Origin of the sequence: Rhodoferax sp., assembly GCF_028689305.1 — a bacterium.
GTDB lineage: Bacteria > Pseudomonadota > Gammaproteobacteria > Burkholderiales > Burkholderiaceae_C > Rhodoferax.
The window spans coordinates 1-23,711 of sequence record NZ_JAQTWM010000056.1 but is presented as its reverse complement, the minus strand read 5'-3'; the positions used below and the strand labels follow the sequence as shown (position 1 = coordinate 23,711).

Here is a 23,711-nt window from a genome sequence, read left to right as displayed (position 1 = left end):
TGACAGAGCAGCAAGCCATCAGCCACATTCTGCGCCATTGCCGCACCGTCGCGGTGGTGGGGTTGTCCCCCAAGGCGCACCGCGAGAGTTACCGGGTCAGCCAGTACCTGCAGGCGCAGGGCTGGCGCATCGTGCCGGTCAACCCGGTGGCCGCTGCCAGCGGCGAGAGCATCCTCGGCGAGAAGGTCTATGCCAGCCTCACCGAGGCGGCGCGTCATGAGGCGCTGGACCTGGTCGATGTGTTTCGCAACAGCGAAGATGTGCCGCCGGTGGTGGATGAGGCGCTGGCGCTGGGTTTGCAGGCACTGTGGTTGCAGCTTGGCATCGTGCATGACGCCGCGCTGGCACGGGCCCGCGGCGCCGGCATGGTGGCGGTGCAGGACCATTGCCTGAAGGTGGAACACGCCCGCCAGCGGCTGGCGTGAGGGGGGCAAGAGGTGGCCGGATGATTGGGGATAATCCCCCCATCTTGAAAAAACGTACCCCCAAACTCCCTGAAGTCAATTTTTCCGACGACGGCCCGGTCCGTCACCTGCATCTGGGCACTGAATGGATTCAGGGCTCGATGTACCTGGACGATTCCGTCGGACTGGTTCACGAATATGTGCAGCGCATGATGGGCTGGTTGCTGTTTGTGGAGCCCAGTTCGGTCAAGGACCGGCGGGCCATGCAGCTGGGCCTGGGCGCTGGTTCATTGACCAAGTTCTGCGCCAAGGAACTGCACATGGACACCACCACCATCGAACTCAACCCGCAGGTGCTGGTGGCCTGCCGCGGCTGGTTCAAGCTGCCCGCCGACAACGCCCGCTTGCGGGTGGTGCTGGCCGACGCCGCGCAGGAAATCCAGAACGCCAAATGGTGGGGTACGGTGGACGCCTTGCAGGTGGATCTGTATGACCATGAGGCTGCCGCGCCGGTGCTTGACAGCCTGCCGTTTTACAACCACTGCCGCCGTTTGCTGACCCCCGAGGGCTGCATGACGGTGAACCTGTTTGGCCGGGCCTCCAGTTTTGAGCGCAGCGTTGAGAAAATCTCGGCTGCTTTTGGCAAGGAGGCGGTGTGGGCCTTCAAACCCACGCGCGAGGGCAATACCGTGGTGTTGGCCCAGCACACCCCCAGTCGGCCCAAGCGTGAGGCGCTGATGGCGCGTGCCAGCGTCATCGAAAACTTGTGGGGCCTGCCCGCCACCAAATGGGTGCGGGTGTTCAAGCCCATGTTGTCATGAGTCCGGGCAATCATCACGCGCGTGCAGCGGCTGCGGGTGGCCCGCTGGACTGGCGCCAGCTGGTGCAATGGCTGCAGGGTGATGGGGTGATCGCGGCGCAGGAGGCGCAGCGGATCCATACCCGTTGCGCCCAGGCCGAGAGTGCCCAGCACCCGCTGGTGCGCCTGGCCAGTGTGGCGGTGCGCCGCGCCAGCGACGACAAGCCGATGGACATTGAGGCCCTGACCCAGTGGCTGGCCGGGCATGCCGGGCTGACTTATCTGCGGATTGACCCGCTCAAGGTCGATGTGGGCAAGGTGGCTGACACCATGAGCCCAGCCTACGCTGAGCGGCACAAGATTTTGCCGGTGCAGGTGACGGCCCGCGAGGTGGTGGTGGCCTCGGCCGAGCCGTTCCTGACCGACTGGGTGGCCGAGGTGGAGCGTCAGTCACGCCGCAGTGTGCGCCGGGTGGTGGCCAACCCGCAGGACATTCAGCGCTACACGGCAGAGTTTTTTGCCCTGGCCAAGTCGGTGCGGGCAGCGGCCAAGGCTGGCAACAACGCCGGCTCCAGTTTTGAGCAACTGGTCGAACTGGGCAAGAGCAACAGGCAGCTTGATGCCAATGACCAGAGTGTGGTGCAGGTGGTGGACTGGCTGTGGCAATATGCCTTTGACCAGCGTGCCAGCGACATCCATCTGGAGCCGCGCCGCGAGCAGGGCGTGATCCGCTTCCGCATTGATGGTGTATTGCACCCGGTGTACCAGATGCCGATGGGGGTGCTGACTGCCATGACGGCGCGGATCAAGCTGTTGGGGCGCATGGACGTGGTGGAAAAGCGTCGGCCGCAGGACGGCCGGATCAAGACCCGCAATCCGGGGGGGGATGAGGTCGAGATGCGGATATCCACCCTGCCGACCGCTTTTGGCGAAAAAATGGTGATGCGGATTTTTGACCCCGAGACCACCGTCAAGGACCTGGATGCGCTGGGTTTTTCGGCGCACGATGCCCAGCGCTGGGAGGCGCTGGTCAAGCGTCCCAACGGCATCATCCTGGTCACCGGCCCAACCGGCTCGGGCAAGACCACCACGCTGTATTCCACGTTGAAACGGGTGGCCACTGAAGAGGTCAACGTCAGCACGGTGGAAGACCCGATCGAAATGATCGAGCCGGCCTTCAACCAGACCCAGGTGCAGCCACAGCTTGACTTTGGCTTTCCCGAAGGTTTGCGCGCCCTGATGCGGCAAGACCCCGACATCATCATGGTGGGCGAAATTCGCGACCAGGCCACCGCCGAGATGGCGGTGCAGGCGGCGCTCACCGGGCACTTGGTGTTTTCCACCTTGCATACCAATGACGCGCCGTCGGCGGTCACCCGCCTGCTGGAGCTGGGTGTGCCGTCGTACCTGATCAGCGCCACGCTGCTGGGGGTGCTGGCGCAGCGGCTGGTGCGCACCCTGTGCCCGCAATGCAAACAGCCGGACACGGTGGCGACCCGCGAGGTGCTGGCCGAGGCGGTGAAGCCCTGGCAACTCAGCGGTGGCTACAAACCCTTCAAGCCGGTGGGTTGTGTCGATTGCCGCATGACCGGCTTCCAGGGGCGCACCGGCCTGTATGAACTGCTGGTGGTGTCCGAGGCGTTCAAGAGCCAGATCACCCGTGAACCCAACAGCGATGCCCTCAAGCGTCAGGCGGTGGTTGACGGCATGCGTCCGTTGCGTCTGGCTGGGGCCTTGCGCGTGGCCGAAGGGGTGACCGTGTTGGATGAAGTGCTCTCCAGCACACCGGCCTTGAACTGAGCATGACCACGGGGGACGCACAGTTGACGGCGCGGCGTGCCCAGGGGCTCGCCCTGGCAACCGTGGGGGCGATGGCATTCAGTGGCAAGGCGATCATTGTCAAGCTGGCTTACCGCCATGGGGTGGATGCAGTGACCCTGATCATGTACCGGATGTTGTTTGCGCTGCCGATTTTTGCCGTGATGGCGTGGTGGGCGAGCCGGGGCCAGCCGGCGCTGTCGCGCCGAGACTGGGCGGGGGTCATCGGGCTGGGGTTCACGGGTTACTACCTGGCGAGTTTTCTGGACTTTGCCGGCCTGAGTTACATCAGCGCCTCGCTGGAACGGCTGATTTTGTACCTCAACCCGACGCTGGTTCTGCTGCTGGGGTTGTTGCTGCATCAGCGGCATATCCAGCGTTGGCAGGCGCTGGGCATGGCCATCAGTTATGGTGGTGTGTTGATGGTGTTTGGGCACGAGATCAAGCTTGAAGGGGCTGAGGCCGCGTGGGGTGCGCTGCTGGTGTTTCTGAGTGCGGTCAGTTACGCTTTCTACCTCAGTTTCAGCGGTGAACTGGTCAAACGGCTGGGGTCGCTGCGGCTGGTGGGCCTGGCGACCCTGGTGGCCTGTCTGCTGTGTGTCGGGCAGTTTGTGCTGCTGCGCCCGTTCAGCGCGGCGCTGGTGGCGCCAGAGGTGATCTGGCTGTCGGTGTTGAACGCCACCCTGTGCACCGCCGCACCGGTCCTGATGGTGATGATGGCCATTGAGCGCATCGGGGCCTCGCTGACGGCCCAGACCGGCATGGTGGGGCCGATGTCCACCATTCTGATGGGGGCGCTGATTTTGGGGGAGCCGTTCACCACCTGGGTGGCGGCTGGCACGGTGATGGTGCTGCTGGGCATTTTTGTGTTCATGCGCAGCCGATGAAGAAGCGGGAGGCAAGCATGTGGGGGGGCGCAAGGCGATGGATGTTGGTGTTGGCCGTGTTGTGGTGGCTGCCGTCTTGGGGGGTGTGGGCGGCAGCGGTCAAACCGGCGCCACAGTCAGCCTACGTGCTGGCCGACTCCATCGGGTATGGTCTGGCGCTGGACGGGCTGGAGGCCAAGCTGCAGGAGCGCCTGGGTGGTCCGGCGCGCATCAGTTATGACGCTGGCCGCTCCATCACCACGCCGGGTAAGCAGATCAAACAAAGTGCCTTGCAAAGTGTGGCGGCAGATCGTGCCTTCATCGCCAAGGCGGGGGTGATCGTGATCGTGCTGGGGATGAGCCAGATTGAAGCGTCGTTCGAGGCCAGCCAGCGTGAATTGATGCAGCGCTTGCACGAGATCGCGCCACAGGCCCGCTATTTCTGGGTCGACATCGGGGCGACCATTGCCCCTCAGGTGCCGGGCTGGAACCAGCGCAACAAGGTGATTTACGACAATGCTGGTGTCCTGGGTTACCGTGTCATCAGCCGCTACAAGGCCATTTTTGGCCCCACCGCCGACCCGCTGGCGATCGTGCCGGGGCAGAATTTCCCGGGTTGGAACACCGAAGAAGGTTATGGTGGCCCGGGCAATGTGCATGGTTTTGACGGCGCCCTGTCCAGCGCGATCCTGCAGGCCGTCGGCAGCGAGCAGTGGTGTGGGCGCAAGCAGCCGCTGTCGGTGTATGTGCTGGGGGACTCGATTGCCTACGGCCTGCACAGTGTGCGGCTGGAGGCCAGTCTGGGGCACCGCCTGGGCGGCAGCGTCAAGATCAGTTATGACGTCGGACGCTCGATCACCGCGCCAGGCTTGCAGATCAAGAAAACCGCGCTGGAGAGTGTGGCGCAGGATCGGAATTTCATTGCCGACGCCGACATCATCATCATTGCGCTGGGCACCAACCAGTCAGAAATCTCGTTTGCGGACAGCCAGCGGGTGCTGCTGCAGCAGCTCAAGGCCATTGCGCCGAATGCCAGCTACTTCTGGGTGGACATCGGCGCCACCATTGCCAGCCAGGCAGCGGGCTGGAGCGCCCGCAACCGGATCATCTACAGTCAGGCCGACAGTCTGGGGTACCGCGTGATCAGTCGTTACAAGGCCATTTTTGGCGACGATGCCGATCCGCTGCACATTGTGGCCGGGCGCAATTTTCCGAGCCAGGGCAACGAGCCCGGTTTTGACGCGCCGGGGAACGTGCATGGCAAGTCCCAGGAGCTGGCGCAGGCGGTCTTGAAGGCCATGCCGGGGGCCGACTGCGAGGTGGTGAAATAGGCAGGGGGACGGATCAGCTGAGCGGCTGGTCCGCTCGACGTTCAATCAAACGGGGGTGATGACGATGGATCTGGGAATTTCCGGTAAATGGGCGCTGGTGTGTGGCGCCAGCAAAGGGCTGGGTCTGGGCTGTGCCAAAGCGTTGGCAGCCGAAGGTGTGCATGTGCTGATGGTGGCACGTGGGCTGGAAGCTTTGTCTTCATCTGCTTCAGAATTGATAGCTAAAAGTCAAGGTAATACGCGGGCTAGTGTGCAATTTGTTGCTGCAGATATCACCACAGAGGCGGGCCGGGCGGCGGTGTTTGCCCAGCGCCGGGACTTTGACATTGTGGTGACCAACGCGGGTGGGCCGCCCACCGGCGACTTTCGCCAGTTTGACCGCGAGGACTGGATCCGTGCGGTGGAGGCCAACATGCTCACGCCGATCGAACTCATCAAGGCGACGGTGGACGGCATGGCTGCGCGCGGCTTTGGTCGCATCGTCAACATCACTTCCAGCGCGGTCAAGGCGCCGATCGATGTGCTGGGCCTGTCCAACGGCGCGCGCAGTGGTTTGACCGGCTTTGTCGCCGGTTTGGCGCGCAGCAGCCTGGCCGCCAGCGGTGTCACCATCAACAACCTGCTGCCCGGTGCTTTTGAGACCGATCGTCTGCAGGCCGTGCTGCAGGGCGCGGCGGACAAGACCGGGCAGGCGCTGGACATCGTGGCGGCGGCGCGGCGCAACACCATCCCGGCCAGGCGTTTTGGTACACCCGACGAGTTTGGCGCCATCTGCGCTTTTTTGTGCAGCCAGCAGGCGGGTTACATCAATGGCCAGAATGTGCTGGCCGATGGTGGGGCTTATCCCGGTACTTTCTGAACGCCTTGGGCGTCACTTTTTTTAAACAGGAGATTCACGATGGTTCAATTTCAAGCACGACGCTGGGTTCAGCGCATGGCGCAGACCCTGGTGGCTGGTGGGCTGCTGGCCGCCGGTCTGGCACAGGCTCAGACTGGTCCGATCAAGTTGATGGTGGGTTTTCCACCCGGTGGCGGGACGGATGCGATCGCCCGTATCCTGGCCGATAAGCTCAAGGACCCGCTGGCGGTGCCCGTGGTGGTGGACAACAAGGCTGGTGCCGGTGGCCAGATTGCCGCCCAGGCGCTCAAAGCCGCTGCGCCAGACGGCAATACGCTGTTTTTGTCGCATGACCACACCATCTCGATCCTGCCGCTGGTGGTGAAAAACCCCGGTTATGACTCGGCCAGGGACTTTGTGCCGGTGGCTGGTTTTGCCACTTTTGTCAACGGTCTGGCGGTGTCAGGCGGCACGCCTGCCAAGAGCATGGCCGAATACGTGGCCTGGGTGCAGAAGCAGGGGGCGGGCAAAGACACTGTGGGTGTGCCCGCACCGGCTTCGGTGCCGGAGTTTCTGGTCAAGGTGATTGGCCAGAAATACAAGCTGGACTTGCAGTCTGCCCCGTACCGTGGCAGCGCCCCCATGATGGCCGACATGCTGGGTAACCAGATTCACGCCGGGGTTGGTTCGGTGCCGGATTTCATTGAAAACCAGAAAGCCGGCAAGATTCGCATGGTGGCGGTACTGGGTGACAAACGCCAGGCCGCCTTGCCGGATGTGCCGACCTTTGCCGAGCTGGGGCTGGCCGGGTTTGAAGACGTGCCGTATTACGGCATTTTTGCCCCCAAGGGCACACCACAAGCCACCGTCGACAAACTGTCGGCAGCGGTAGCCAAAGTGGTGGCGCTGCCCGAGGTGCGTGACCGTTTGAGCGCCATGGGCCTGACCGTGGGTTACATGACGCAGCAGCAGTTGGGTAGCCGCGAGCACGCCTATGCCCAGACCTGGGCCCGCATCATCAAGGACAGCGGTTTCAAGCCCCAGTGAGTTCAACGGCGTGACGACACCACAATGCCGCCCACGATCAGCGCGAAGGCCAGTGCGTGGTAGCCATGTGGTGTTTCACCCAGAAACAGGCCTGACAGTACCGCGGTGAACAGCGGTGTCAGGTTGATGAAAAAGCCGGCCACCGACGGCCCGGCGCGGGACACGCCAGCGCCCCAGGCCCGGTAGGCCAGCAAGGCTGGACCCAGGGCGATGAACAGCAGCGCCGCGGCCAGCGGCCAGCTGGGCGTGAACCGGCCCAGGCCCAGTGCCCATTCACCGCCGGCAAACAGCGCTGACCAGACCAAGCCCAGGGCAATCTGGGCCATCAGGAAAGCCGACCAGTTGCTGCGGATGCTGCTGGGCTCGGAGGTGGGGTGAACCAGCATCCAGCTGTAGTAGGCCCAGGCGGCAGAAGCCATCAGGATGTAGAGATCACCTGGCACCAGCCGCACCTGCAGCAGCACGTCGAGTTGTCCCCGACTGAGCACCAGCATCACGCCAAGGATGGACATGGCTGCGCCCAGCCATTGGCGCGGTGAAATGGGTTTGCCAAAAAACAGCCGACCAATCAGCAGCATCCAGACCGGGGTGATGGAGCCGACCAGCGTGACGTTGATCGGCGTCGAGGTGTTGAGCGCCAGGTAGAGCAGGGCGTTGTAGCCACCAATGGCCAGCAGGGACAGTCCCATGAAACGTCGCCAGCTGGGCCACAGGGCGCTGCCGGGGTGCAGCACGGGGGCGGCCAGCGGCAGCAGCAGGACAAAGGCAATGCTCCAGCGCAGCAGGTTCAGGGTCATCGGCGAGACCATGGCGGATACCAGCCGTCCAACCACGGCATTGGCGGCCCATAACAGCGGTGGAATGACCAGCAGCAAGGCGGCCGTCGGGGTAACTCGGGTGTGGTGCATGGGGGTTCTGCCAGTGTGGCCGGCAGGGTTTGGGGTCCAGATGGTCGGCGTGACCATGACATCAAAAGCGGTTCATTCTCGCAGGAATAACGGGGACACCATTTCGTGGCAACATGGCGTCCCTTCGCTTTTACCGGACTTTTCCCATGACCTTGCAAACATCCCGTGCGATTCGTATTGACCAACATGGCGGCCCAGAACAGCTCAAGCTGGTGCAGGTGACTGTCGGTGAACCTGGCCCAGGCGAGGTTCGCATCCGCCATCATGCGGTCGGTTTGAACTTCATTGATGTCTATCAGCGTAGCGGCTTGTACCCCATGACCATGCCGTTGCAGCTGGGTATGGAGGCTGCCGGTGTGGTGGAAGCGGTGGGTGAGGGCGTGACGCACCTGCAGCCGGGTGATCGGGTGGCGTATGCCAGTCAGCCGCCAGGCAGCTACTGTGACCTGCGCGTGATGCCGGCCAAGTGTGTTTGCCGCCTGCCCGATGCCATTTCATTCGAAACCGGTGCGGCGATGATGCTCAAGGGCCTGACCGCCCAATACCTGCTCAAGCGCACGCAACCTCAGGGTGGCTTGCAGCCGGGCGACTTTGTGCTGTTCCATGCGGCTGCCGGCGGGGTCGGGCTGATTGCCTGCCAGTGGGCCAGGGCCATGGGCTTGCAGCTGATCGGGACGGCCGGTTCGGACGCCAAATGTGCGCTGGCCAAGGCCAACGGCGCGGCATTTGTCATCAACTACAGCCGTGAGGATTTTGCGGCCAGGGTGAAGGACATCACCGGTGGCAGGGGGGTCAAGGTGGTGTATGACTCGGTTGGCAAGGATACCTGGGACAAGTCGCTGGATTGCTTGGCCCCATTTGGCCTGATGGCCAGTTTTGGCAATGCCTCGGGTCCGGTGGCGCCGTTTGCCCCGGGTTTGCTGGGCACAAAGGGCTCGCTGTACGTGACTCGCCAGACCCTGTTTACCCATATTGCGACCCGGGAAAATACCCAGTCCATGGCGGACGATTTGTTTGGTGTGGTGACCGGTGGCCAGGTCAGGATTCATATTGACCAGCGTTACCGGCTCGAAGATGTGCAGCAGGCGCATCGCGACCTGGAGGCACGCCTGACCACCGGCTGCAGCGTCCTGACGCTGTAGCCGCGTCGGGTGCGCGCCAGTCCGCCGCTAGGGGGCGTCTCAGGCGTTGGCGGTGATGGTCCAGGCCACGGTTTTGATCCCTGCCAGCGTCAGCAGCAGGGAGCCAAAGAGGTGCAGGGCCGCCGTGCCAAAGGCCAGCAGATAACGCTGCTGGCCCAGCATGCCGATCACCTCGGCTGAAAAACTTGAAAAGGTGGTGAGGGCACCCAGAAACCCGGTGATGATGGCCAGACGCCAGACCGGGTCCAGATGGGGCAGCGCCTGGAACAGCGCCACCGCCACGCCAATCAGGTAGCCACCTATCAGGTTGGCGGCCAGTGTGCCATAGGGAATCAGCGCACCCGGGTTGAGCCAGAGCCCCAGTCCCCAGCGGGCCAGCGCACCGAGGCAGGCGCCGATACAAATGGCTGCAACGGACTGCATGGTGGGGTGTCCTGCTTACGGCGTTTTCTTCGGGTCCCGGGGGGTGGCAGCGGGTGTAGAACCGGTTGCATACGGTTGGCCATTGACCGTCACACCTTCTGCTGAAAAGCGGGCGGCATTGCCTTTGCCGATACCTTTAACCCGGGTGATGAAGTCTTTCCAGTCCTTGAAGTGGCCCTTTTGGCGCTCTTCGAGAATTCTGTTGGAGGTCCCCGGGCCAATGCCCTTGACGCTGTCGAGCTCGGCTTCGGTGGCCTGGTTGATGTCCAGCGCTGCAAAACACGCGCTTGCAGACAGCCAGCTCAGAATGACAAAGAGTTTTTTCAGCATGCCAACACGCCCTTGAAGTGATTTGGTTTGATGTGTCCGCTGTGTGTTCAACCCTGCCGGGCCAGCCAGCTGACGTATTGCGCCACGCCGGTTTGAACGTCCGCAAAGGTGTGATCACAACCGGTGGCGCGCAGGGCGCTCAGGTCCGCCTGGGTGTAACACTGGTATTTGCCGCGCAAGGCGTCCGGGAACGGGACGTATTCGAGCAAACCAGCCGCGCTGAGTTCGTCCAGCCGCAGCGGCGGCAGATGGTCGAGCTGACGCAGGCTGTTGACCACTGAACTGGCGACATCATTGAACGGCTGGGCGCGACCGGTACCGAGATTGAAGATGCCTGAAATGCCGGGGTGGTCATAGAACCACAGGTTCACGGCGACGACGTCGTCAATGAACACGAAGTCACGCATTTGGGCGCCTGGCCCATAACCACCGTAGTCACCAAAAAGTTTGACTTTGCCTTCGGCGCGGAACTGGTTGAATTGGTGAAACGCCACGCTGGCCATGCGGCCCTTGTGTTGTTCCCGCGGGCCATACACGTTGAAGTAACGGAAGCCCACCACCTGCATGGTCTTGCCGACCATGGCGCGCTGGAAGTCCAAGCCGCATTCACGCCGCATACGCTGGTCAAACAGCAGTTTGGAGTAGCCGTAGACATTGAGCGGGTGTTCAAACGCGGGTTCCTCGCGGAAAGTGTCCGAGCCGCCGTAGGTGGCGGCACTGGAGGCATACAACAGCCGGGCGCCGCGTTTCTGACAGGCCTGATACAACTGGACCGAAGTCGCAAAGTTGTTTTGCATCATGTATTTGCCGTTCATCTCCATGGTGTCGCTGCAGGCACCTTCATGGAAAACGGCTTCAACCTGCCCATAGGCTCCGCCTGCAAAAGCGTTGTAAAAGTCGTCGGCATCCACATAGTCGGCAATCTGCAGGTCGGCCAGATTGCGGAATTTGTCACCTTGGGTGAGGTCGTCCACGGCGATGATGTTCGTCAGGCCGCGTGTGTTGAGCCCTTTGATCAGGTTACTGCCAATGAAACCGGCGGCGCCAGTCACAACAATACGGGTCATGCAAACAACTCCTCATAAGAAACGGTGGCGGTGCCAAATTTGCCAACCACCAGACCGCCGGCCCGGTTCGCCAGCGGCAAGGCCTCACGCAGACTCAGGCCGGCCGCCACCAGCGCGGCCATGGTGGCAATCACTGTGTCGCCAGCACCGGTAACGTCAAACACCTCGCGGGCCTGGGCACTGACGCTGACTTGACCTTCCGTGTCAAACAGGGTCATGCCTTCCTCGCTGCGGGTGAGCAAAACGGCTTGCAAGTCGAGTTGTTGACGCAGCGCCTGGGCTTTGTTCTGCAAATCGGTTTCGCTGTGCCAGGCACCCACGACCTGTTGCAGTTCAGCGCGGTTGGGGGTGATGATGGTGGCGCCCCGGTAGCGCGAATAATCGCTGCCTTTGGGGTCGATCAGGATGGGTTTGCCGGCAGCGCGTGCGTGCGCAATCATGTCGCTGACGTGGGCCAGCCCACCCTTGCCATAGTCAGAAAACAGCACCGCGTGATGGCTGGGCAGGAGTGTGTTGAAGGTGGCCGTTTGAGAGGCCAGGACTTCGGTTTTGGGGGTGTTCTCAAAATCGACACGCAGCAGTTGTTGCTGACGGCCAATCACCCGCAGCTTGACAGTGGTCTGGAGGTCAGCATCACGTCCGAAGTGGGTTTGTATGCCAGTGTTGGCCACCAGGGCTTCAAGCTTGTGACTGGCCTCGTCTTCTCCCACCACGGTCAGCAGGGACGATTGGGCACCGAGGGTAATCAGGTTATACGCCACATTGGCGGCGCCGCCGTTGCGCTCTTCTTCGCGCGTGATGCGCACCACTGGCACCGGCGCTTCGGGGCTGATGCGGTCCACTGCACCGTACCAATAACGATCCAGCATCACGTCGCCCACCACCAGAACGCGGGCCTGGCTGAGTTTTTCTTTGGAGATGGTCATAGTTCTTCAACCCGCCGGGCGGGATAACTGTCCCAGGTCTGGCAGCCAGGGCATTGCCAGAAATGTTGAGTGGCCTCAAACCCACATGCTGCACAACGGTAACGCAACAGCGGCTTGACGGCATGGTCCAGCGCACGTTGCACCTGCGGATGAAACTGCTCGTGTTCAAACTTTTCCTGGGCGATCCAGCGTGTGGCCGCCACCAGGGAGGGTTCGCGCTCCAGATGGCGGGCATACCAGTCACGCTGGCTGTTGCTGCCATCAGGCGTGTTGACTGACAGTGTCACGATGGCATCGAGCACATCCAGTGACGGGCTTTCTGCATAAAGTTCTTGCAGGCGCGCCAACGTCGGGGCCACCTCACCAAGGCGCACAGCGATGTCTGCCAACGGGCCGGCAATCAGTCCAACGGCATTGGGTGAACTCTCCAGCGCATCCATCAGTGTCTGGTGTGCCAGAGAAAGTTGCCCTGTATTGGCATATATTTGTGCCAGTGCCAGGCGCGGGCGGGCCGCGTCGGGGGCATGGACCATGGCCTCCTGCAGGCGCTGGCAGGCACGCTCCACACGGTCATGGGTGACGTCATCTGCCGCCTGTTCACACAGGTAATGTGCCAGCCGGTGGCCAAAGCTGCCTTGCGCGGCACGTTCGAGCTTGTTGGCCACTTCAGCGGCCAGCGCCCAGTCGCGGCTACGTTCGTAGTTGGCCAGCAAGGCCAGGCGGGCTTCGGTTTCAAACGCGGTGTTTTCGAGTTTGATCAAGGCGGCTTCCGCCCGGTCCAGCAGACCGGCCTTGAGGTAATCAAGGGCCAGCGCGTGTTGGGCACGATGCCGGTCAACCTGGCTGAGGTCGGCGCGTGAAAGCAGGTGTTCGTGCACCCGCACAGCGCGTTCATACTCACCGCGGCGCCGGAACAGGTTGCCCAGCGCAAAGTGCAGCTCGGAGGTGTCGGGGTCGTTCTGGACCGCTTCAATGAAGGCATCGATGGCCTGATCCTGTTGCTCATTGAGCAGGTAGTTCAGACCCTTGAAATAGGCCTTGGGGGCTTGCCGATTTTCCAGGCGGATCTGGCGCAAATCAAAACGCGAGGCCAGCCAGCCCAACACAAAGGCCAGTGGCAGTCCCAGCAGGATCCAGCCCAGATCAAATTCCATCGGCGTAGGCGGGCACGGAAGCCTGGGACGTGGCTGGTGTTGCGACGGTCGGTGTAGTCGATGCTTGGGCAGCCTGGGCGTGACGGCGTTGCCTCCACCACCAAGGCACCATCCCCAGCACACCCACAGCAACCCCGGTGGCAAAAGCGGTGAGGACGACCAGCACCTGTGGCGCCTGCCATTGGTTACCAAAGAAAAAATGAACTGTTGTGTCCTGCTGGTTGTTCAGCGCGAAGGCAAACAGGGTAAAAAAAATGGTTGCCTTAAGCACCCACTTAAGCAACCACAGAATGTTATGCATCGGTATGTCCCAAAGTGGTCGAAATTTTAGCGCTCACCTTGGTGGACAAGTATCAGGAGGGTATCAGCGCTGTGTCAAGACCGGTGGGTCTGTTCCAGCTGGGCTGTTCGTTGGTCGACGGCTTCGCGCAAGGCTTTACCCGGCTTGAAGTGTGGAACACGCTTTTCAGGAATGGCCACACTCTCACCACTGCGTGGGTTGCGACCCATGCGAGGAGGGCGATAGTTGACGGAAAAACTGCCAAAACCACGGATCTCGATGCGGTGTCCCCGGACCAGGGCGTCATTCATGGCGTCCAGGATCGCTTTGACAGCAAACTCGGCATCACGCTGAGTCAGCTGACTGAAACGTGCTGCAAGTTCTTCAACGAGGTCGGAACGGGTCATGGTTTGGGGTGGGATACGAAGAAAAAAACGACCGGTGCACGCAGGCAGCCGGTCGTCAGTTCAGTGGGCAATAACGAATTAGTTATTGTTGTCCAACTTGGCACGCAGCAGGGCGCCCAGGCTGGTGGTGCCAGCGTTTTCGCGAGCGGATTGCTGGCTCAGTGTTGCCATGGCTTCGCTTTGGTCTGCGGCATCCTTGGCCTTGATCGACAACTGGATGTTGCGGGTCTTGCGATCCACATTGACCACCACAGCGGTGACTTCGTCACCTTCCTTGAGCACGTTGCGGGCATCTTCCACGCGGTCGCGGGAGATTTCGCTGGCGCGCAGGTAGCCGATGATGTCTTCGCCGAGGTCAATTTCAGCGCCCTTGGCATCCACGGTCTTGACCTTGCCAGTCACCACGGAACCCTTGTCGTTGATCGACGAGAAGGTGGTGAAGGGGTCGGAGTCGAGCTGCTTGATGCCCAAGGAGATGCGTTCGCGGTCCACGTCAACGGCCAACACGATGGCTTCGACTTCCTGACCCTTCTTGTATTCACGCACAGCGGCTTCGCCCGGCTCGTTCCAGGACAGGTCGGACAGGTGAACCAGGCCGTCGATGCCGGCAGCCAAGCCGACGAACACACCGAAGTCGGTGATGGATTTGATCGGGCCCTTGACGCGGTCACCACGCTTGGTGTTTTGCGCAAATTCCTGCCAAGGGTTGGCCTTGCATTGCTTCATGCCCAGGGAAATACGGCGCTTGTCTTCGTCGATTTCGAGAACCATGACTTCGACTTCGTCGCCCAGCGACACGATCTTGGAAGGCGCCACATTCTTGTTGGTCCAGTCCATTTCGGACACGTGAACCAGGCCTTCGATGCCGGGTTCCAGTTCCACAAACGCACCGTAGTCGGCGATGTTGGTGATCTTGCCGAACATGCGGGTGCCTTGTGGGTAGCGGCGGTTGACGCCCATCCAGGGATCGTCGCCCATTTGCTTCAGACCCAGCGAGACACGGTTCTTTTCGGTGTCGAACTTCAGGATCTTGGCGGTGATTTCCTGACCAGCGGTCACCACTTCAGAGGGGTGACGGACACGGCGCCATGCCATGTCGGTGATGTGCAGCAGGCCGTCGATGCCGCCCAGGTCCACAAACGCGCCGTATTCGGTGATGTTCTTGACCACGCCCTGAACGATCGCGCCCTCTTTGAGGGTGTTCATCAGCTTGGAGCGCTCTTCACCCATGGAGGCTTCCACCACGGCGCGGCGGCTCAGCACCACGTTGTTGCGCTTGCGGTCGAGCTTGATGACCTTGAATTCCAGGGTCTTGTTTTCGTACGGAGACAGATCTTTGGTCGGACGGGTGTCCACCAGGGAACCGGGCAGGAAGGCGCGGATGCCGTTGACCAAGACGGTCAAACCACCCTTGACCTTGCCGCTGGTGGTGCCAGTGACAAATTCGCCGGTTTCCAGGGCTTTTTCCAGGCTCATCCAGGAAGCCAGACGCTTGGCGGTGTCGCGCGACAGGATGGTGTCGCCGTAGCCGTTTTCGATGGAGCCGATGGCCACGGAGACGAAGTCGCCGACTTGCACTTCGGTTTCGCCCTGATCGTTCTTGAACTCTTCCAGCGGCACATAGGCTTCAGACTTCAGACCAGCGTTCACGACCACAAAGTTGTGCTCAATACGAACAACTTCAGCGGTGATCACTTCGCCTGGGCGCATTTCTGTGCGTTGCAGGGACTCTTCAAACAGGGCGGCAAAAGATTCAGACATGTTTTGATGCGGCGCAAGCCGCAGGTTAAATTCACGGTTTCACCCGTGAGGTTCAGTTTTGTGAACCTCATTCGCAGTGCGCCAGTGCAGCGCGAGAGGACGAATGAGGGCCGGTGCAAAGGCATCAACCCTTGCGCTTGTCAGCTCTTCAAAATCATCAGAAGGGCTGTTTGCCTTGCCACCAGTTCAACACCAGGTCAACGGATTTTTCAATCGAGAGATCCGAGTTGTCCAGTTGCAAAGCGTCTTGCGCTGGTACCAAAGGCGAGGCGCTGCGGGACGAGTCCCGGGCGTCGCGCGCTTCCAGATCGGCGCAAAGACCGGCAAGTGTAGTCGAAATGCCCTTTGAAATCAATTGCTTGTGACGCCTTTGTGCACGCTGCTGGGCGCTGGCTGTCAGAAATACCTTGAGTCTGGCATCCGGGAAGATCACAGTGCCCATGTCGCGTCCGTCAGCCACCAGCCCCGGCAGTTGGCGAAAACCGTGCTGCAAGTCCACCAGGGCTGCGCGTACCTGGGGCAGGGCAGAGATTTTGGAGGCGTTCATGCCGACTTCCTCGGTACGAATGGCTGCCGTGACATCTTCACCGTCCAGTCGCACGCGATCACCGGCAAACTGGATGCAGAGTTCCTGCGCCAGTCCGGCCAGCGTGGGTTCGGCACTGGCGTCCAGTGGCAGGTGGGCGCGAGTCGCCGCCAGCGCCGCGATGCGGTACAGCGCGCCGGAGTCGAGCATGTGGTAGCCCAGACGCTGGGCCACTTCCGCCGCCAGCGTGCCCTTGCCCGAGGCCGTGGGACCGTCCACACAAATCACCGGGATGTGTTTGGGATCGGTTTGGACCAGCGACAGCAGGGCCTCAAAATAGTCTGGAAAGGTCTTGGCAACACATTTGGGGTCAACAATGCGTACCGGAAGTTGTGCCGGGTTGAAGGCCGCCAGCGAAAAACACATGGCCACCCGGTGATCGTCATAGGTATGAATACTGGCGGCTTTCCAGTCTGCCGTGGTGGCTGGCGGGGTGATGCGGATGAAGTCCGGGCCTTCTTCCACGCTGGCCCCGAGTTTGCGCAGTTCACAGGCCATGGCCACAATGCGGTCGGTTTCCTTGACCCGCCAGCTGGCGATGTTGCGCAAGGTGGTGGTGCCCTGGGCGTAGAGAGCCATCACAGCCAGCGTCATGGCGGCATCGGGAATGTGGTTGCAGTCCAGGTCAATGGCTTTGAGCGGCCAGCCCTTGCCAGGTTCACCACGTGAAATTTCCAGCCAGTTGGGGCCACTGGTGACATGGGCGCCCATCGCTTGGGCGGCTTCCACAAAACGGATGTCGCCTTGAATGGAGGCTGCGCCAACGCCCTGAATTCTGATGCCTTTTTCACCCTCAGCCCGCTCGGAAATTGCGCCGAGCGCTATAAAATAGCTAGCAGATGAGGCGTCGGCTTCGACATGGATTTCCCCGGGGGAACGGATCTGGCTGCCGGCAGGAATGGTGAAGCGTTGCCAGCCGTCACGTTGCACCTGCACACCAAAACGCGCCAGCAGGTTCAGTGTGATTTCGATGTAGGGGCGCGAAATCAGTTCGCCGACCACTTCAATCACCACCGCTTTTTCAGCCACCAGTGGCAAAGCCATCAGCAGCGCTGTCAGAAACTGGCTGGAGACATCACCACGCACCTGAATCGGTGCGGCCAGACTCAAGGCAGGCTGGCCGATGCGCAAGGGCGGGTAACCGGGTTTTTCCAGGTAGTCGATCTGGCAGCCCAACTGACGCAGCGCATCGACCAGATCGCCAATGGGGCGCTCGTGCATGCGGGCAATACCACGCAACTCAAAATCGCCGCCCATCACCGCCAGCGCTGCAGTGAGCGGCCGGATGGCTGTTCCGGCATTGCCCATGAAGAGGCTGGCCTGCCGTCGGATGGGTTCACCGCCCAATCCGTTGACCACCACGGTGCTGCCGCTTTGCTGGACGCCACAGCCCAGCGCGCGCAGGGCGTCGAGCATGACCCGGGTGTCATCCGAGTCCAGCAGGTCGTGCACGGTGGTACTGCCCCGGCTCAAGGCGGCCAGCAGCAGCACCCGGTTGGAGATGCTTTTGGATCCCGGCAGGGTGATGACGCCGCCCGCAGTCTGGAGCGCCGGAAGATCGAGAAAAGGAATGGAAAACATGGTCAGCGGAGTTGGGTCATGCGCCAGTTTGTGCGGGCGGTGCTGGCTTGGGTGATCAGGTCTTCCAGAGCTTGTGGATCGTTGCCTTGCATGGCGGCTTCAAAAGCCTGGAGTTGGTCGCGAAACAGCTGGCTTTGGGTCAGCAGCTCGGTGCGGTTGGCCAGCAGAATGTCACGCCAGACTTTGGGTTCGCTGGCAGCAATGCGGGTGAAATCGCGGAAACCGGGGCCGGCCAGGCCCAGATATTCAGTCCCCCTGGACTGGCTGCGGACCGAGTTCATCAGCGCAAACGCCAGCATGTGCGGCAGGTGGCTGACGGCTGCGAACGCCGCGTCGTGCGACTCTGGTGGCATTTGCACGACCTGGCAGCCGATAGCCGCCCACACCTCCATGGCCTTGCGCAGCTGGGCCACCAGAGTTTGTTTGGTGGGGGTCAGGATGACCTGTTTGCCGGTGTAGAGGTCGGCATCGGCATTGTCCACTCCGGCGAGTTCCTTGCCAGCAATCGGATGAGCGGGCACAAACGAGCCCACCTGTTCGCGCAGGCCGCGCTGTGCAGCTTCGACCACGTCACTTTTGGTGGAGCCCACATCCATGATCAACATCTGTGGCGACACCATGTGACGGATGGATTTGAAGGTGGCCTCAGAGGCTGCCACCGGCACTGCCACCAGCACGATGTCAGCACCGGAGACGGCCAGCAGCGCTGACGGCGCTTCGACATCAATCACACCCAGTTGGCGGGCACGTTCGGTGGTGGAGGGTGATTTGCTGTAGCCCACCACGCGCCTGACCAGTCCGGCGCGCTTGAGCGCCAGCGCGAACGAGCCCCCCATGAGACCGCAGCCGATCAGGCCAAGTTGTTCGAACATCATTCGTTGACTGGGTAGGCACCCAGGACCTTGTAGAACGCACACAGTCCCTGCAATTCCTTGAGTGCAGCGGCGACATTGGGTTGTGACGGATGGCCAGCGATATCGATGTAGAAATAGTATTCCCACTGCCCGGATTTTGCCGGGCGGGACTCGAAGCGGGTCATCGAGACCCCGTTGTTTTTCAGCGGCACCAGCAGGTCATGCACCGCACCCGGCCGGTTGGGTACCGAGACCACCAGGCTGGTGCAGTCCCGACCGGAGGCCGGGGGCATGGCCAGGGTCTGGGGCAGGCAGATGATGGCAAAGCGGGTGCGGTTGTAGGCTTCGTCCTGAATGGCATGAGCCACGATGTGCAATCCGAATTGAGCTGCGGCACGTTCGCTGGCCAGGCCCGCCCAGGCCGGGTTGGTGGCGGCCAGCCGGGCGCCCTCAGCGTTGCTGGAGACAGCACGGCGTTCGGCATTGGGCAGGTGCTGGGTCAGCCAGCCCTGGCATTGGGCCAGCGCCTGGGGGTGGGCCATGACGACTTCAATGTCGTCGAGTGAATTCACCTGACGCAGCAGGTTGTGGCGCACCAGCAGGCTGACTTCACCCACCACGTGCACGGGTGAGCGCAGGAACAGGTCCAGGGAGCGGGCCACCACGCCTTCGCTGGAGTTTTCCATGCCGACCACGCCGTACTGGGCCGTGCCGGCAGCTGTGGCGTGAAACACCTCATCGAAGTTGGCGCAGTAGATCAGGTTGGCGGCGCTGCCGAAAAATTCGATGGCGGCCTGTTCGCAGAAGGTGCCCTGGGGCCCCAGTACTGCCACGCGTTGTGGCGCTTCCAGGGCCAGACAGGCGGACATGATTTCGCGCCAGATGGCTGCGACGTGCTGGTTCTGCAGGGGGCCCTGGTTGGCGCCGAGAATTTTTTCAATGACCTGGGCAACCCGGTCCGGTCGAAAAAAAGGTGAGCCTTCCTGGCGCTTGATGTCGCCAACCTGCTCGGCCACCCGGGCACGCTGGTTGAGTAAGGACAGCAGCTGCTGATCAATCGAGTCAATCTGCACGCGCAGAGCACCAAGGGCTTCTGACTGGGTGGGGGTGGTCATGGTGTTCAGGCCCGGGTTTGTTCAAAATCGCGCAGGTAGTCCACCAGCGCCTGCACGCCTTCGATGGGTATGGCGTTGTAAATGCTGGCGCGCATGCCTCCGACCGACTTGTGACCCTTGAGCTGCAACAAGTTGCGGCTACGGGCGCCGGTCAGAAAATCCTCGTTCAGACGTTCATCACGCAGGTAAAACGGCACGTTCATGCGTGAGCGGCAGCTTTTGTCGACGCGATTGACATAGAGTGATGAGTTGTCGATGGCCTCGTAAAGCAAGCTGGCCTTGGCCAGATTACGCGCCTCCATGGCGGCGATACCACCCTGGCGCTTGAGCCACTTGAAGACCAGCCCGGCGATGTAGATTGAATAGGTTGGCGGGGTGTTGAACATGGACTGGTTGTCTGCCACGGTTTTGTAGGTGAAGGCGCTGGGGCAGATCGGCAGGGCGCGGTCCAGCAGATCTTCGCGCACCGCCACCAGGGTCAAGCCAGCCGGGCCGAGGTTTTTTTGCGCGCCGCCAAATGCCAGCCCGACACGGGTCCAGTCCACCGGGCGCGAGGCCACGTGGGACGAGAAGTCAATCACCAGCGGCGCGTCACAACCCAGCGCCTTCAGGTCGGGCAGTTCATGGAACTCCACGCCGTTGATGGTTTCGTTGCTGCAGATATGGACATAGGCCGGCTTGGCGCTGAGTTGCCAGTTGCTTGGCGCGACCAAGGTGGTGAAGCCACCGGCTTTGGTGTTGGCGGCTTCGTGTGTGGTGCAGTAGCGAGCTGCTTCCTGGGCGGATTTCTGGCTCCAGCTGCCGGTGACCACAAAGTCGGCAGTTTCACCACGGGACAGGTTCAGCGGCACGATGGCGTTTTCTGCCAAGCCGCCGCCTTGCATGAACAGCAGTTTGAAGTGGCTGGGTACGGCCAGCAATTCGCGCAGATCGGCCTCGGCTTCGGCATAAATCTGGCCAAACTCCTTGCCGCGGTGGCTCATCTCCATGACCCCCATGCCGCTGCCGTGCCAGTTGAGCATCTCGGCGGCGGCTTCCTTGAGCACATCTTCGGGCATGGCGGCCGGGCCGGCAGAAAAATTGTAAGGGCGCATTTTTCAGGAAATTTATGTCAAATCAGGCTCTAGCCCGTTAAATAACTGGATATTTAGCTGCTAATAATGTAGCAATCAAGCGCCAGATGAAGGGGGTTCGCCGTGACCAGCATCACCCTCTGCCGGTTCCTCTGTGCTCGGAATTGCATCGTTTTCCACAATACGCTGCAAGCCGCTGAGTTTGGAGCCCTCATCCAGACCGATCAGCGTCACCCCTTGGGTGGCGCGGCCAAGCTCACGGATTTCGGCGACCCGGGTGCGCACCAGCACCCCCTTATCGGTGATCAGCATGATCTCGTCATCGGCATGCACCAGCGTGGCGGCAACCACTTTGCCGTTGCGCTCGGATTGCTGGATGGCAATCATGCCTTTGGTGCCACGGCCATGGCGGGTGTATTCAGTGATGCTGGTGCGCTTGCCGTAGCCGTTCTGGGTGGCGGTCAGCACACTTTGGGATTCGTCCTCGGCCACCAGCATGGCAATCACACTCTGGCCGTCTTCCAGCATCATGCCGCGCACGCCGCGGGCCTGGCGGCCCATCGGGCGCACGTCGTTTTCGTCAAAACGCACGGCCTTGCCACCATCACTGAACAGCATCACATCGTGTTGACCATCGGTCAGCGCGGCACCGATCAAAAAGTCGCCTTCGTCCAGATCCACGGCAATGATGCCGGCCTTGCGCGGGTTGCTGAATTCATCCAGCGCCGTTTTCTTGACGGTACCCATGCTGGTGGCCATGAAGACGTATTGATCGGCCGGGAACGTGCGTTTTTCGCCGGTGAGCGGCAGCACCACGGTGACTTTTTCACCCTCAGCCAGCGGGAACATGTTGACGATGGGGCGACCCCGTGAGCCGCGCGAGCCCTGCGGCACTTCCCAGACCTTGAGCCAGTACATGCGTCCGCGGTTGGAGAAGCACAGGATGTAATCGTGGGTGTTGGCAATGAAGAGCTGGTCGATCCAGTCGTCCTCTTTGGTGGCGGTGGCCTGTTTGCCGCGCCCGCCACGCTTTTGTGCCCGGTATTCACTCAGAGGTTGGCTCTTGATGTAGCCACTGTGGCTCAGTGTCACCACCATGTCGGTCGGGGTGATCAGGTCTTCGGTGGAGAGGTCAAAGGACGAATGCTCCACCAGGCTGCGGCGTGTGCCCAGCTTGGTCAGGCCGAACTCGGTCTTGATGGCGGTGAGTTCGTCGCCGATGATCACCGACACCCGTTCCGGCTTGGCCAGAATGTCGAGCAGGTCGTCAATCTCGGCCATGACTTCCTTGTATTCGGCAACGATCTTGTCTTGTTCCAGCCCGGTCAGGCGTTGCAGGCGCATTTGCAGAATTTCCTGCGCCTGGGTTTCAGACAGGCGATACAGGCCATCCTTGCCCATGCCGTATTGCATCTCCAACCCGTCTGGGCGGTAGTCGTCGGCGTTGACCACGCCACCGTCGGCACGGGTGCGGGTGAGCATTTCACGCACCAGCTTGCTGTCCCAGGGGCGCGTCATCAACTCGGCCTTGGCCACTGGCGGGGTGGGTGACTCGCGGATGATGCGGATGAAGTCGTCGATGTTGGCCAGCGCGACCGCCAGACCTTCGAGCACATGGCCGCGTTCGCGTGCTTTGCGCAGCTCGAACACGGTGCGCCGGGTCACGACCTCGCGGCGGTGGTTCAGGAAGACCTCAATCAGGTCTTTCAAGTTGCACAGCTTGGGCTGGCCGTTGACCAGCGCCACCATGTTCATGCCAAAGGTGTCCTGCAGCTGGGTCTGTTTGTACAGGTTGTTGAGCACCACCTCCGGCACTTCGCCGCGTTTGAGTTCGATCACCAGGCGCATGCCGGACTTGTCTGACTCGTCCTGGATATGGCTGATACCTTCGATCTTTTTCTCATGCACCAGCTCGGCCATGCGCTCTTGCAGCGTCTTCTTGTTGACCTGGTAGGGCAGCTCGTCCACGATGATGGCTTGGCGCTGGCCCCGGTCGATGTCTTCAAAGTGACATTTGGCGCGCATCACCACGCGACCCCGACCCGTGCGGTAACCGTCCTTGACCCCGTTGATGCCGTAGATGATGCCGGCAGTGGGGAAGTCTGGCGCCGGGATGATTTCCATCAGCTCGTCAATCGAGGCCTGCGGATTGCGCAGCAAATGCAGGCAGGCATCCACCACCTCATTGAGGTTGTGGGGCGGGATGTTGGTGGCCATGCCCACGGCGATACCGCCGGAGCCGTTGACCAGCAGGTTGGGCAGGCGGGTTGGCAGCACCAGCGGCTCTTTTTCCGAGCCATCGTAGTTGGGGCCAAAGTCCACGGTTTCCTTGTCCAGATCGGCCAGCAGTTCATGGGCGATTTTGGCCAGGCGGATTTCGGTGTAACGCATGGCAGCGGCGTTGTCGCCGTCAACCGAACCGAAGTTGCCCTGGCCGTCTACCAGCATGTGGCGCATGGAAAAGTCCTGCGCCATACGGACGATGGTGTCGTACACCGACTGGTCGCCGTGCGGGTGGTATTTACCAATCACATCGCCGACGATACGGGCAGACTTCTTATAAGCCTTGTTCCAGTCGTTGTTGAGTTCGTGCATGGCAAATAACACACGTCTGTGCACGGGTTTCAAACCGTCACGTGCATCGGGCAAGGCCCGCCCCACAATCACGCTCATGGCGTAATCCAGGTAGCTGCGGCGCATCTCGTCCGCAAGACTGGTGGGCAAGGTTTCTTTGGCGAATTGGGTCATGGGAGGGCTTGAGGCGAGGCAAGTTCGGTGAAGTTCGATGATTTTAAGCGGTGGGGCTGTGGCTCTCTCGCAACGGATTTGTGAATTACTTCACAGCCGAGTGTCTCATCGTCAGCCAAGCGGCTGGCTCTCTTTTTTGTTCAAACTGTCTGTGGCACAATCAACTCAGCGTCCGATGTGATAGGCATTTTGGGCGTCTGTTTTACTTACGCCGCGCTGCTGCGGCCCTTTTCCTTTAGGAGAATCATGAAAA

The 23,711-nt window shown here is 61.3% G+C and carries 22 protein-coding genes; 8 read left to right on the top strand and 14 right to left on the bottom strand.

Features of this window, described 5'->3' with window-relative positions; all coding sequences use genetic code 11:
• Nucleotides 1–17 precede the first annotated feature (17 nt).
• From PHW99_RS12085 to PHW99_RS12055, 7 genes are all read left to right on the top strand, one after another.
• A complete protein-coding gene (locus tag PHW99_RS12085; protein WP_300177633.1) occupies nucleotides 18–425 on the top strand; it encodes a CoA-binding protein in 408 nt (135 codons plus the stop codon).
• Between the two features lie 41 nt (nucleotides 426–466).
• Complete coding sequence (locus PHW99_RS12080) at nucleotides 467–1,225, top strand: spermidine synthase (protein ID WP_300177630.1); 759 nt, start codon at nucleotides 467–469, stop codon at nucleotides 1,223–1,225.
• Nucleotides 1,222–3,003: a GspE/PulE family protein gene (locus PHW99_RS12075; protein WP_300177626.1), complete on the top strand. Its 1,782-nt coding sequence runs from the start codon at nucleotides 1,222–1,224 to the stop codon at nucleotides 3,001–3,003. Before PHW99_RS12080 ends, PHW99_RS12075 begins: the two co-directional genes overlap by 4 nt.
• 2 nt (nucleotides 3,004–3,005) lie before the next feature.
• Nucleotides 3,006–3,908 carry a DMT family transporter gene (locus PHW99_RS12070; protein ID WP_300177623.1) on the top strand — a complete coding sequence of 301 codons (903 nt, stop codon included), beginning with the start codon at nucleotides 3,006–3,008 and terminating at the stop codon, nucleotides 3,906–3,908.
• 41 nt (nucleotides 3,909–3,949) lie between these two features.
• Complete coding sequence (locus PHW99_RS12065; protein WP_300177620.1) at nucleotides 3,950–5,218, top strand: hypothetical protein; 1,269 nt, start codon at nucleotides 3,950–3,952, stop codon at nucleotides 5,216–5,218.
• A gap of 64 nt (nucleotides 5,219–5,282) precedes the next feature.
• Nucleotides 5,283–6,077 (top strand): SDR family oxidoreductase, encoded by a 795-nt coding sequence (locus PHW99_RS12060; RefSeq protein WP_300177617.1) that lies wholly within the window; start codon nucleotides 5,283–5,285, stop codon nucleotides 6,075–6,077.
• Nucleotides 6,078–6,116: 39 nt separating this feature from the next.
• Nucleotides 6,117–7,103, top strand: coding sequence for a Bug family tripartite tricarboxylate transporter substrate binding protein (locus PHW99_RS12055; RefSeq protein WP_300177614.1), 987 nt, complete (start codon nucleotides 6,117–6,119; stop codon nucleotides 7,101–7,103).
• Between the two features lie 2 nt (nucleotides 7,104–7,105).
• On the opposite strand, the gene PHW99_RS12050 is transcribed toward PHW99_RS12055, so the two are convergent.
• Nucleotides 7,106–8,011: a DMT family transporter gene (locus PHW99_RS12050; protein ID WP_300177611.1), complete on the bottom strand. Its 906-nt coding sequence runs from the start codon at nucleotides 8,009–8,011 to the stop codon at nucleotides 7,106–7,108.
• Between the two features lie 146 nt (nucleotides 8,012–8,157).
• Here PHW99_RS12050 and PHW99_RS12045 point away from each other — a divergent pair, with 146 nt between their 5' ends.
• Nucleotides 8,158–9,153, top strand: coding sequence for a quinone oxidoreductase (locus PHW99_RS12045; RefSeq protein WP_300177608.1), 996 nt, complete (start codon nucleotides 8,158–8,160; stop codon nucleotides 9,151–9,153).
• A 39-nt stretch (nucleotides 9,154–9,192) separates the two neighbouring features.
• Here PHW99_RS12045 and crcB read toward each other — a convergent pair whose 3' ends face one another.
• The 13 genes from crcB to gyrA form a co-directional block, all read right to left on the bottom strand.
• On the bottom strand, nucleotides 9,193–9,576 hold the full coding sequence (gene crcB, locus PHW99_RS12040; protein WP_300177606.1) for a fluoride efflux transporter CrcB: 384 nt from the start codon (nucleotides 9,574–9,576) through the stop codon (nucleotides 9,193–9,195).
• Nucleotides 9,577–9,591: 15 nt separating this feature from the next.
• Nucleotides 9,592–9,906 carry a helix-hairpin-helix domain-containing protein gene (locus tag PHW99_RS12035; RefSeq protein ID WP_300177604.1) on the bottom strand — a complete coding sequence of 105 codons (315 nt, stop codon included), beginning with the start codon at nucleotides 9,904–9,906 and terminating at the stop codon, nucleotides 9,592–9,594.
• 47 nt (nucleotides 9,907–9,953) lie between these two features.
• On the bottom strand, nucleotides 9,954–10,973 hold the full coding sequence (rfaD, locus tag PHW99_RS12030; protein ID WP_300177603.1) for an ADP-glyceromanno-heptose 6-epimerase: 1,020 nt from the start codon (nucleotides 10,971–10,973) through the stop codon (nucleotides 9,954–9,956).
• Nucleotides 10,970–11,899: a D-glycero-beta-D-manno-heptose-7-phosphate kinase gene (rfaE1, locus tag PHW99_RS12025; protein WP_300177600.1), complete on the bottom strand. Its 930-nt coding sequence runs from the start codon at nucleotides 11,897–11,899 to the stop codon at nucleotides 10,970–10,972. Before rfaE1 ends, rfaD begins: the two co-directional genes overlap by 4 nt.
• On the bottom strand, nucleotides 11,896–13,053 hold the full coding sequence (lapB, locus tag PHW99_RS12020; protein ID WP_300177597.1) for a lipopolysaccharide assembly protein LapB: 1,158 nt from the start codon (nucleotides 13,051–13,053) through the stop codon (nucleotides 11,896–11,898). The genes rfaE1 and lapB overlap by 4 nt, the downstream gene beginning before the upstream one ends.
• Nucleotides 13,043–13,354 (bottom strand): lipopolysaccharide assembly LapA domain-containing protein, encoded by a 312-nt coding sequence (locus tag PHW99_RS12015; RefSeq protein WP_300177594.1) that lies wholly within the window; start codon nucleotides 13,352–13,354, stop codon nucleotides 13,043–13,045. Before PHW99_RS12015 ends, lapB begins: the two co-directional genes overlap by 11 nt.
• A gap of 74 nt (nucleotides 13,355–13,428) precedes the next feature.
• The gene (locus PHW99_RS12010; protein WP_300177592.1) at nucleotides 13,429–13,740 is read right to left on the bottom strand and encodes an integration host factor subunit beta; all 312 of its coding nucleotides are present in this window, start codon (nucleotides 13,738–13,740) and stop codon (nucleotides 13,429–13,431) included.
• 78 nt (nucleotides 13,741–13,818) lie between these two features.
• Nucleotides 13,819–15,501 carry a 30S ribosomal protein S1 gene (gene rpsA, locus PHW99_RS12005; RefSeq protein WP_300177590.1) on the bottom strand — a complete coding sequence of 561 codons (1,683 nt, stop codon included), beginning with the start codon at nucleotides 15,499–15,501 and terminating at the stop codon, nucleotides 13,819–13,821.
• A gap of 157 nt (nucleotides 15,502–15,658) precedes the next feature.
• Nucleotides 15,659–17,668, bottom strand: coding sequence for a bifunctional 3-phosphoshikimate 1-carboxyvinyltransferase/cytidylate kinase (locus PHW99_RS12000; protein WP_300177588.1), 2,010 nt, complete (start codon nucleotides 17,666–17,668; stop codon nucleotides 15,659–15,661).
• A 2-nt stretch (nucleotides 17,669–17,670) separates the two neighbouring features.
• On the bottom strand, nucleotides 17,671–18,540 hold the full coding sequence (locus tag PHW99_RS11995; RefSeq protein WP_300177585.1) for a prephenate dehydrogenase/arogenate dehydrogenase family protein: 870 nt from the start codon (nucleotides 18,538–18,540) through the stop codon (nucleotides 17,671–17,673).
• Nucleotides 18,540–19,637 (bottom strand): prephenate dehydratase, encoded by a 1,098-nt coding sequence (gene pheA / locus PHW99_RS11990; protein WP_300177582.1) that lies wholly within the window; start codon nucleotides 19,635–19,637, stop codon nucleotides 18,540–18,542. Before pheA ends, PHW99_RS11995 begins: the two co-directional genes overlap by 1 nt.
• Nucleotides 19,638–19,642: 5 nt before the next feature.
• Entirely contained in the window at nucleotides 19,643–20,731 is a 1,089-nt protein-coding gene (gene serC / locus PHW99_RS11985) for a 3-phosphoserine/phosphohydroxythreonine transaminase (protein WP_300177579.1), read from the bottom strand.
• 75 nt (nucleotides 20,732–20,806) lie between these two features.
• The gene (gene gyrA / locus PHW99_RS11980; RefSeq protein WP_300177577.1) at nucleotides 20,807–23,458 is read right to left on the bottom strand and encodes a DNA gyrase subunit A; all 2,652 of its coding nucleotides are present in this window, start codon (nucleotides 23,456–23,458) and stop codon (nucleotides 20,807–20,809) included.
• Between the last annotated feature and the right edge of the window lie 253 nt (nucleotides 23,459–23,711).

What these genes read in the sequence shown, in the direction of transcription:
- PHW99_RS12075 (WP_300177626.1), top strand. Translation starts at nt 1,222, where the DNA reads ATGAGTCCGGGCAATCATCACGCGCGTGCAGCGGCTGCGGGTGGCCCG.
- PHW99_RS12070 (WP_300177623.1), top strand. Translation starts at nt 3,006, where the DNA reads ATGACCACGGGGGACGCACAGTTGACGGCGCGGCGTGCCCAGGGGCTC.
- PHW99_RS12065 (WP_300177620.1), top strand. Translation starts at nt 3,950, where the DNA reads ATGTTGGTGTTGGCCGTGTTGTGGTGGCTGCCGTCTTGGGGGGTGTGG.
- PHW99_RS12060 (WP_300177617.1), top strand. Translation starts at nt 5,283, where the DNA reads ATGGATCTGGGAATTTCCGGTAAATGGGCGCTGGTGTGTGGCGCCAGC.
- PHW99_RS12055 (WP_300177614.1), top strand. Translation starts at nt 6,117, where the DNA reads ATGGTTCAATTTCAAGCACGACGCTGGGTTCAGCGCATGGCGCAGACC.
- PHW99_RS12050 (WP_300177611.1), bottom strand. Translation starts at nt 8,011, where the DNA reads ATGCACCACACCCGAGTTACCCCGACGGCCGCCTTGCTGCTGGTCATT.
- PHW99_RS12045 (WP_300177608.1), top strand. Translation starts at nt 8,158, where the DNA reads ATGACCTTGCAAACATCCCGTGCGATTCGTATTGACCAACATGGCGGC.
- crcB (WP_300177606.1), bottom strand. Translation starts at nt 9,576, where the DNA reads ATGCAGTCCGTTGCAGCCATTTGTATCGGCGCCTGCCTCGGTGCGCTG.
- PHW99_RS12035 (WP_300177604.1), bottom strand. Translation starts at nt 9,906, where the DNA reads ATGCTGAAAAAACTCTTTGTCATTCTGAGCTGGCTGTCTGCAAGCGCG.
- rfaD (WP_300177603.1), bottom strand. Translation starts at nt 10,973, where the DNA reads ATGACCCGTATTGTTGTGACTGGCGCCGCCGGTTTCATTGGCAGTAAC.
- rfaE1 (WP_300177600.1), bottom strand. Translation starts at nt 11,899, where the DNA reads ATGACCATCTCCAAAGAAAAACTCAGCCAGGCCCGCGTTCTGGTGGTG.
- lapB (WP_300177597.1), bottom strand. Translation starts at nt 13,053, where the DNA reads ATGGAATTTGATCTGGGCTGGATCCTGCTGGGACTGCCACTGGCCTTT.
- PHW99_RS12015 (WP_300177594.1), bottom strand. Translation starts at nt 13,354, where the DNA reads ATGCATAACATTCTGTGGTTGCTTAAGTGGGTGCTTAAGGCAACCATT.
- PHW99_RS12010 (WP_300177592.1), bottom strand. Translation starts at nt 13,740, where the DNA reads ATGACCCGTTCCGACCTCGTTGAAGAACTTGCAGCACGTTTCAGTCAG.
- rpsA (WP_300177590.1), bottom strand. Translation starts at nt 15,501, where the DNA reads ATGTCTGAATCTTTTGCCGCCCTGTTTGAAGAGTCCCTGCAACGCACA.
- PHW99_RS12000 (WP_300177588.1), bottom strand. Translation starts at nt 17,668, where the DNA reads ATGTTTTCCATTCCTTTTCTCGATCTTCCGGCGCTCCAGACTGCGGGC.
- PHW99_RS11995 (WP_300177585.1), bottom strand. Translation starts at nt 18,540, where the DNA reads ATGTTCGAACAACTTGGCCTGATCGGCTGCGGTCTCATGGGGGGCTCG.
- pheA (WP_300177582.1), bottom strand. Translation starts at nt 19,637, where the DNA reads ATGACCACCCCCACCCAGTCAGAAGCCCTTGGTGCTCTGCGCGTGCAG.
- serC (WP_300177579.1), bottom strand. Translation starts at nt 20,731, where the DNA reads ATGCGCCCTTACAATTTTTCTGCCGGCCCGGCCGCCATGCCCGAAGAT.
- gyrA (WP_300177577.1), bottom strand. Translation starts at nt 23,458, where the DNA reads ATGACCCAATTCGCCAAAGAAACCTTGCCCACCAGTCTTGCGGACGAG.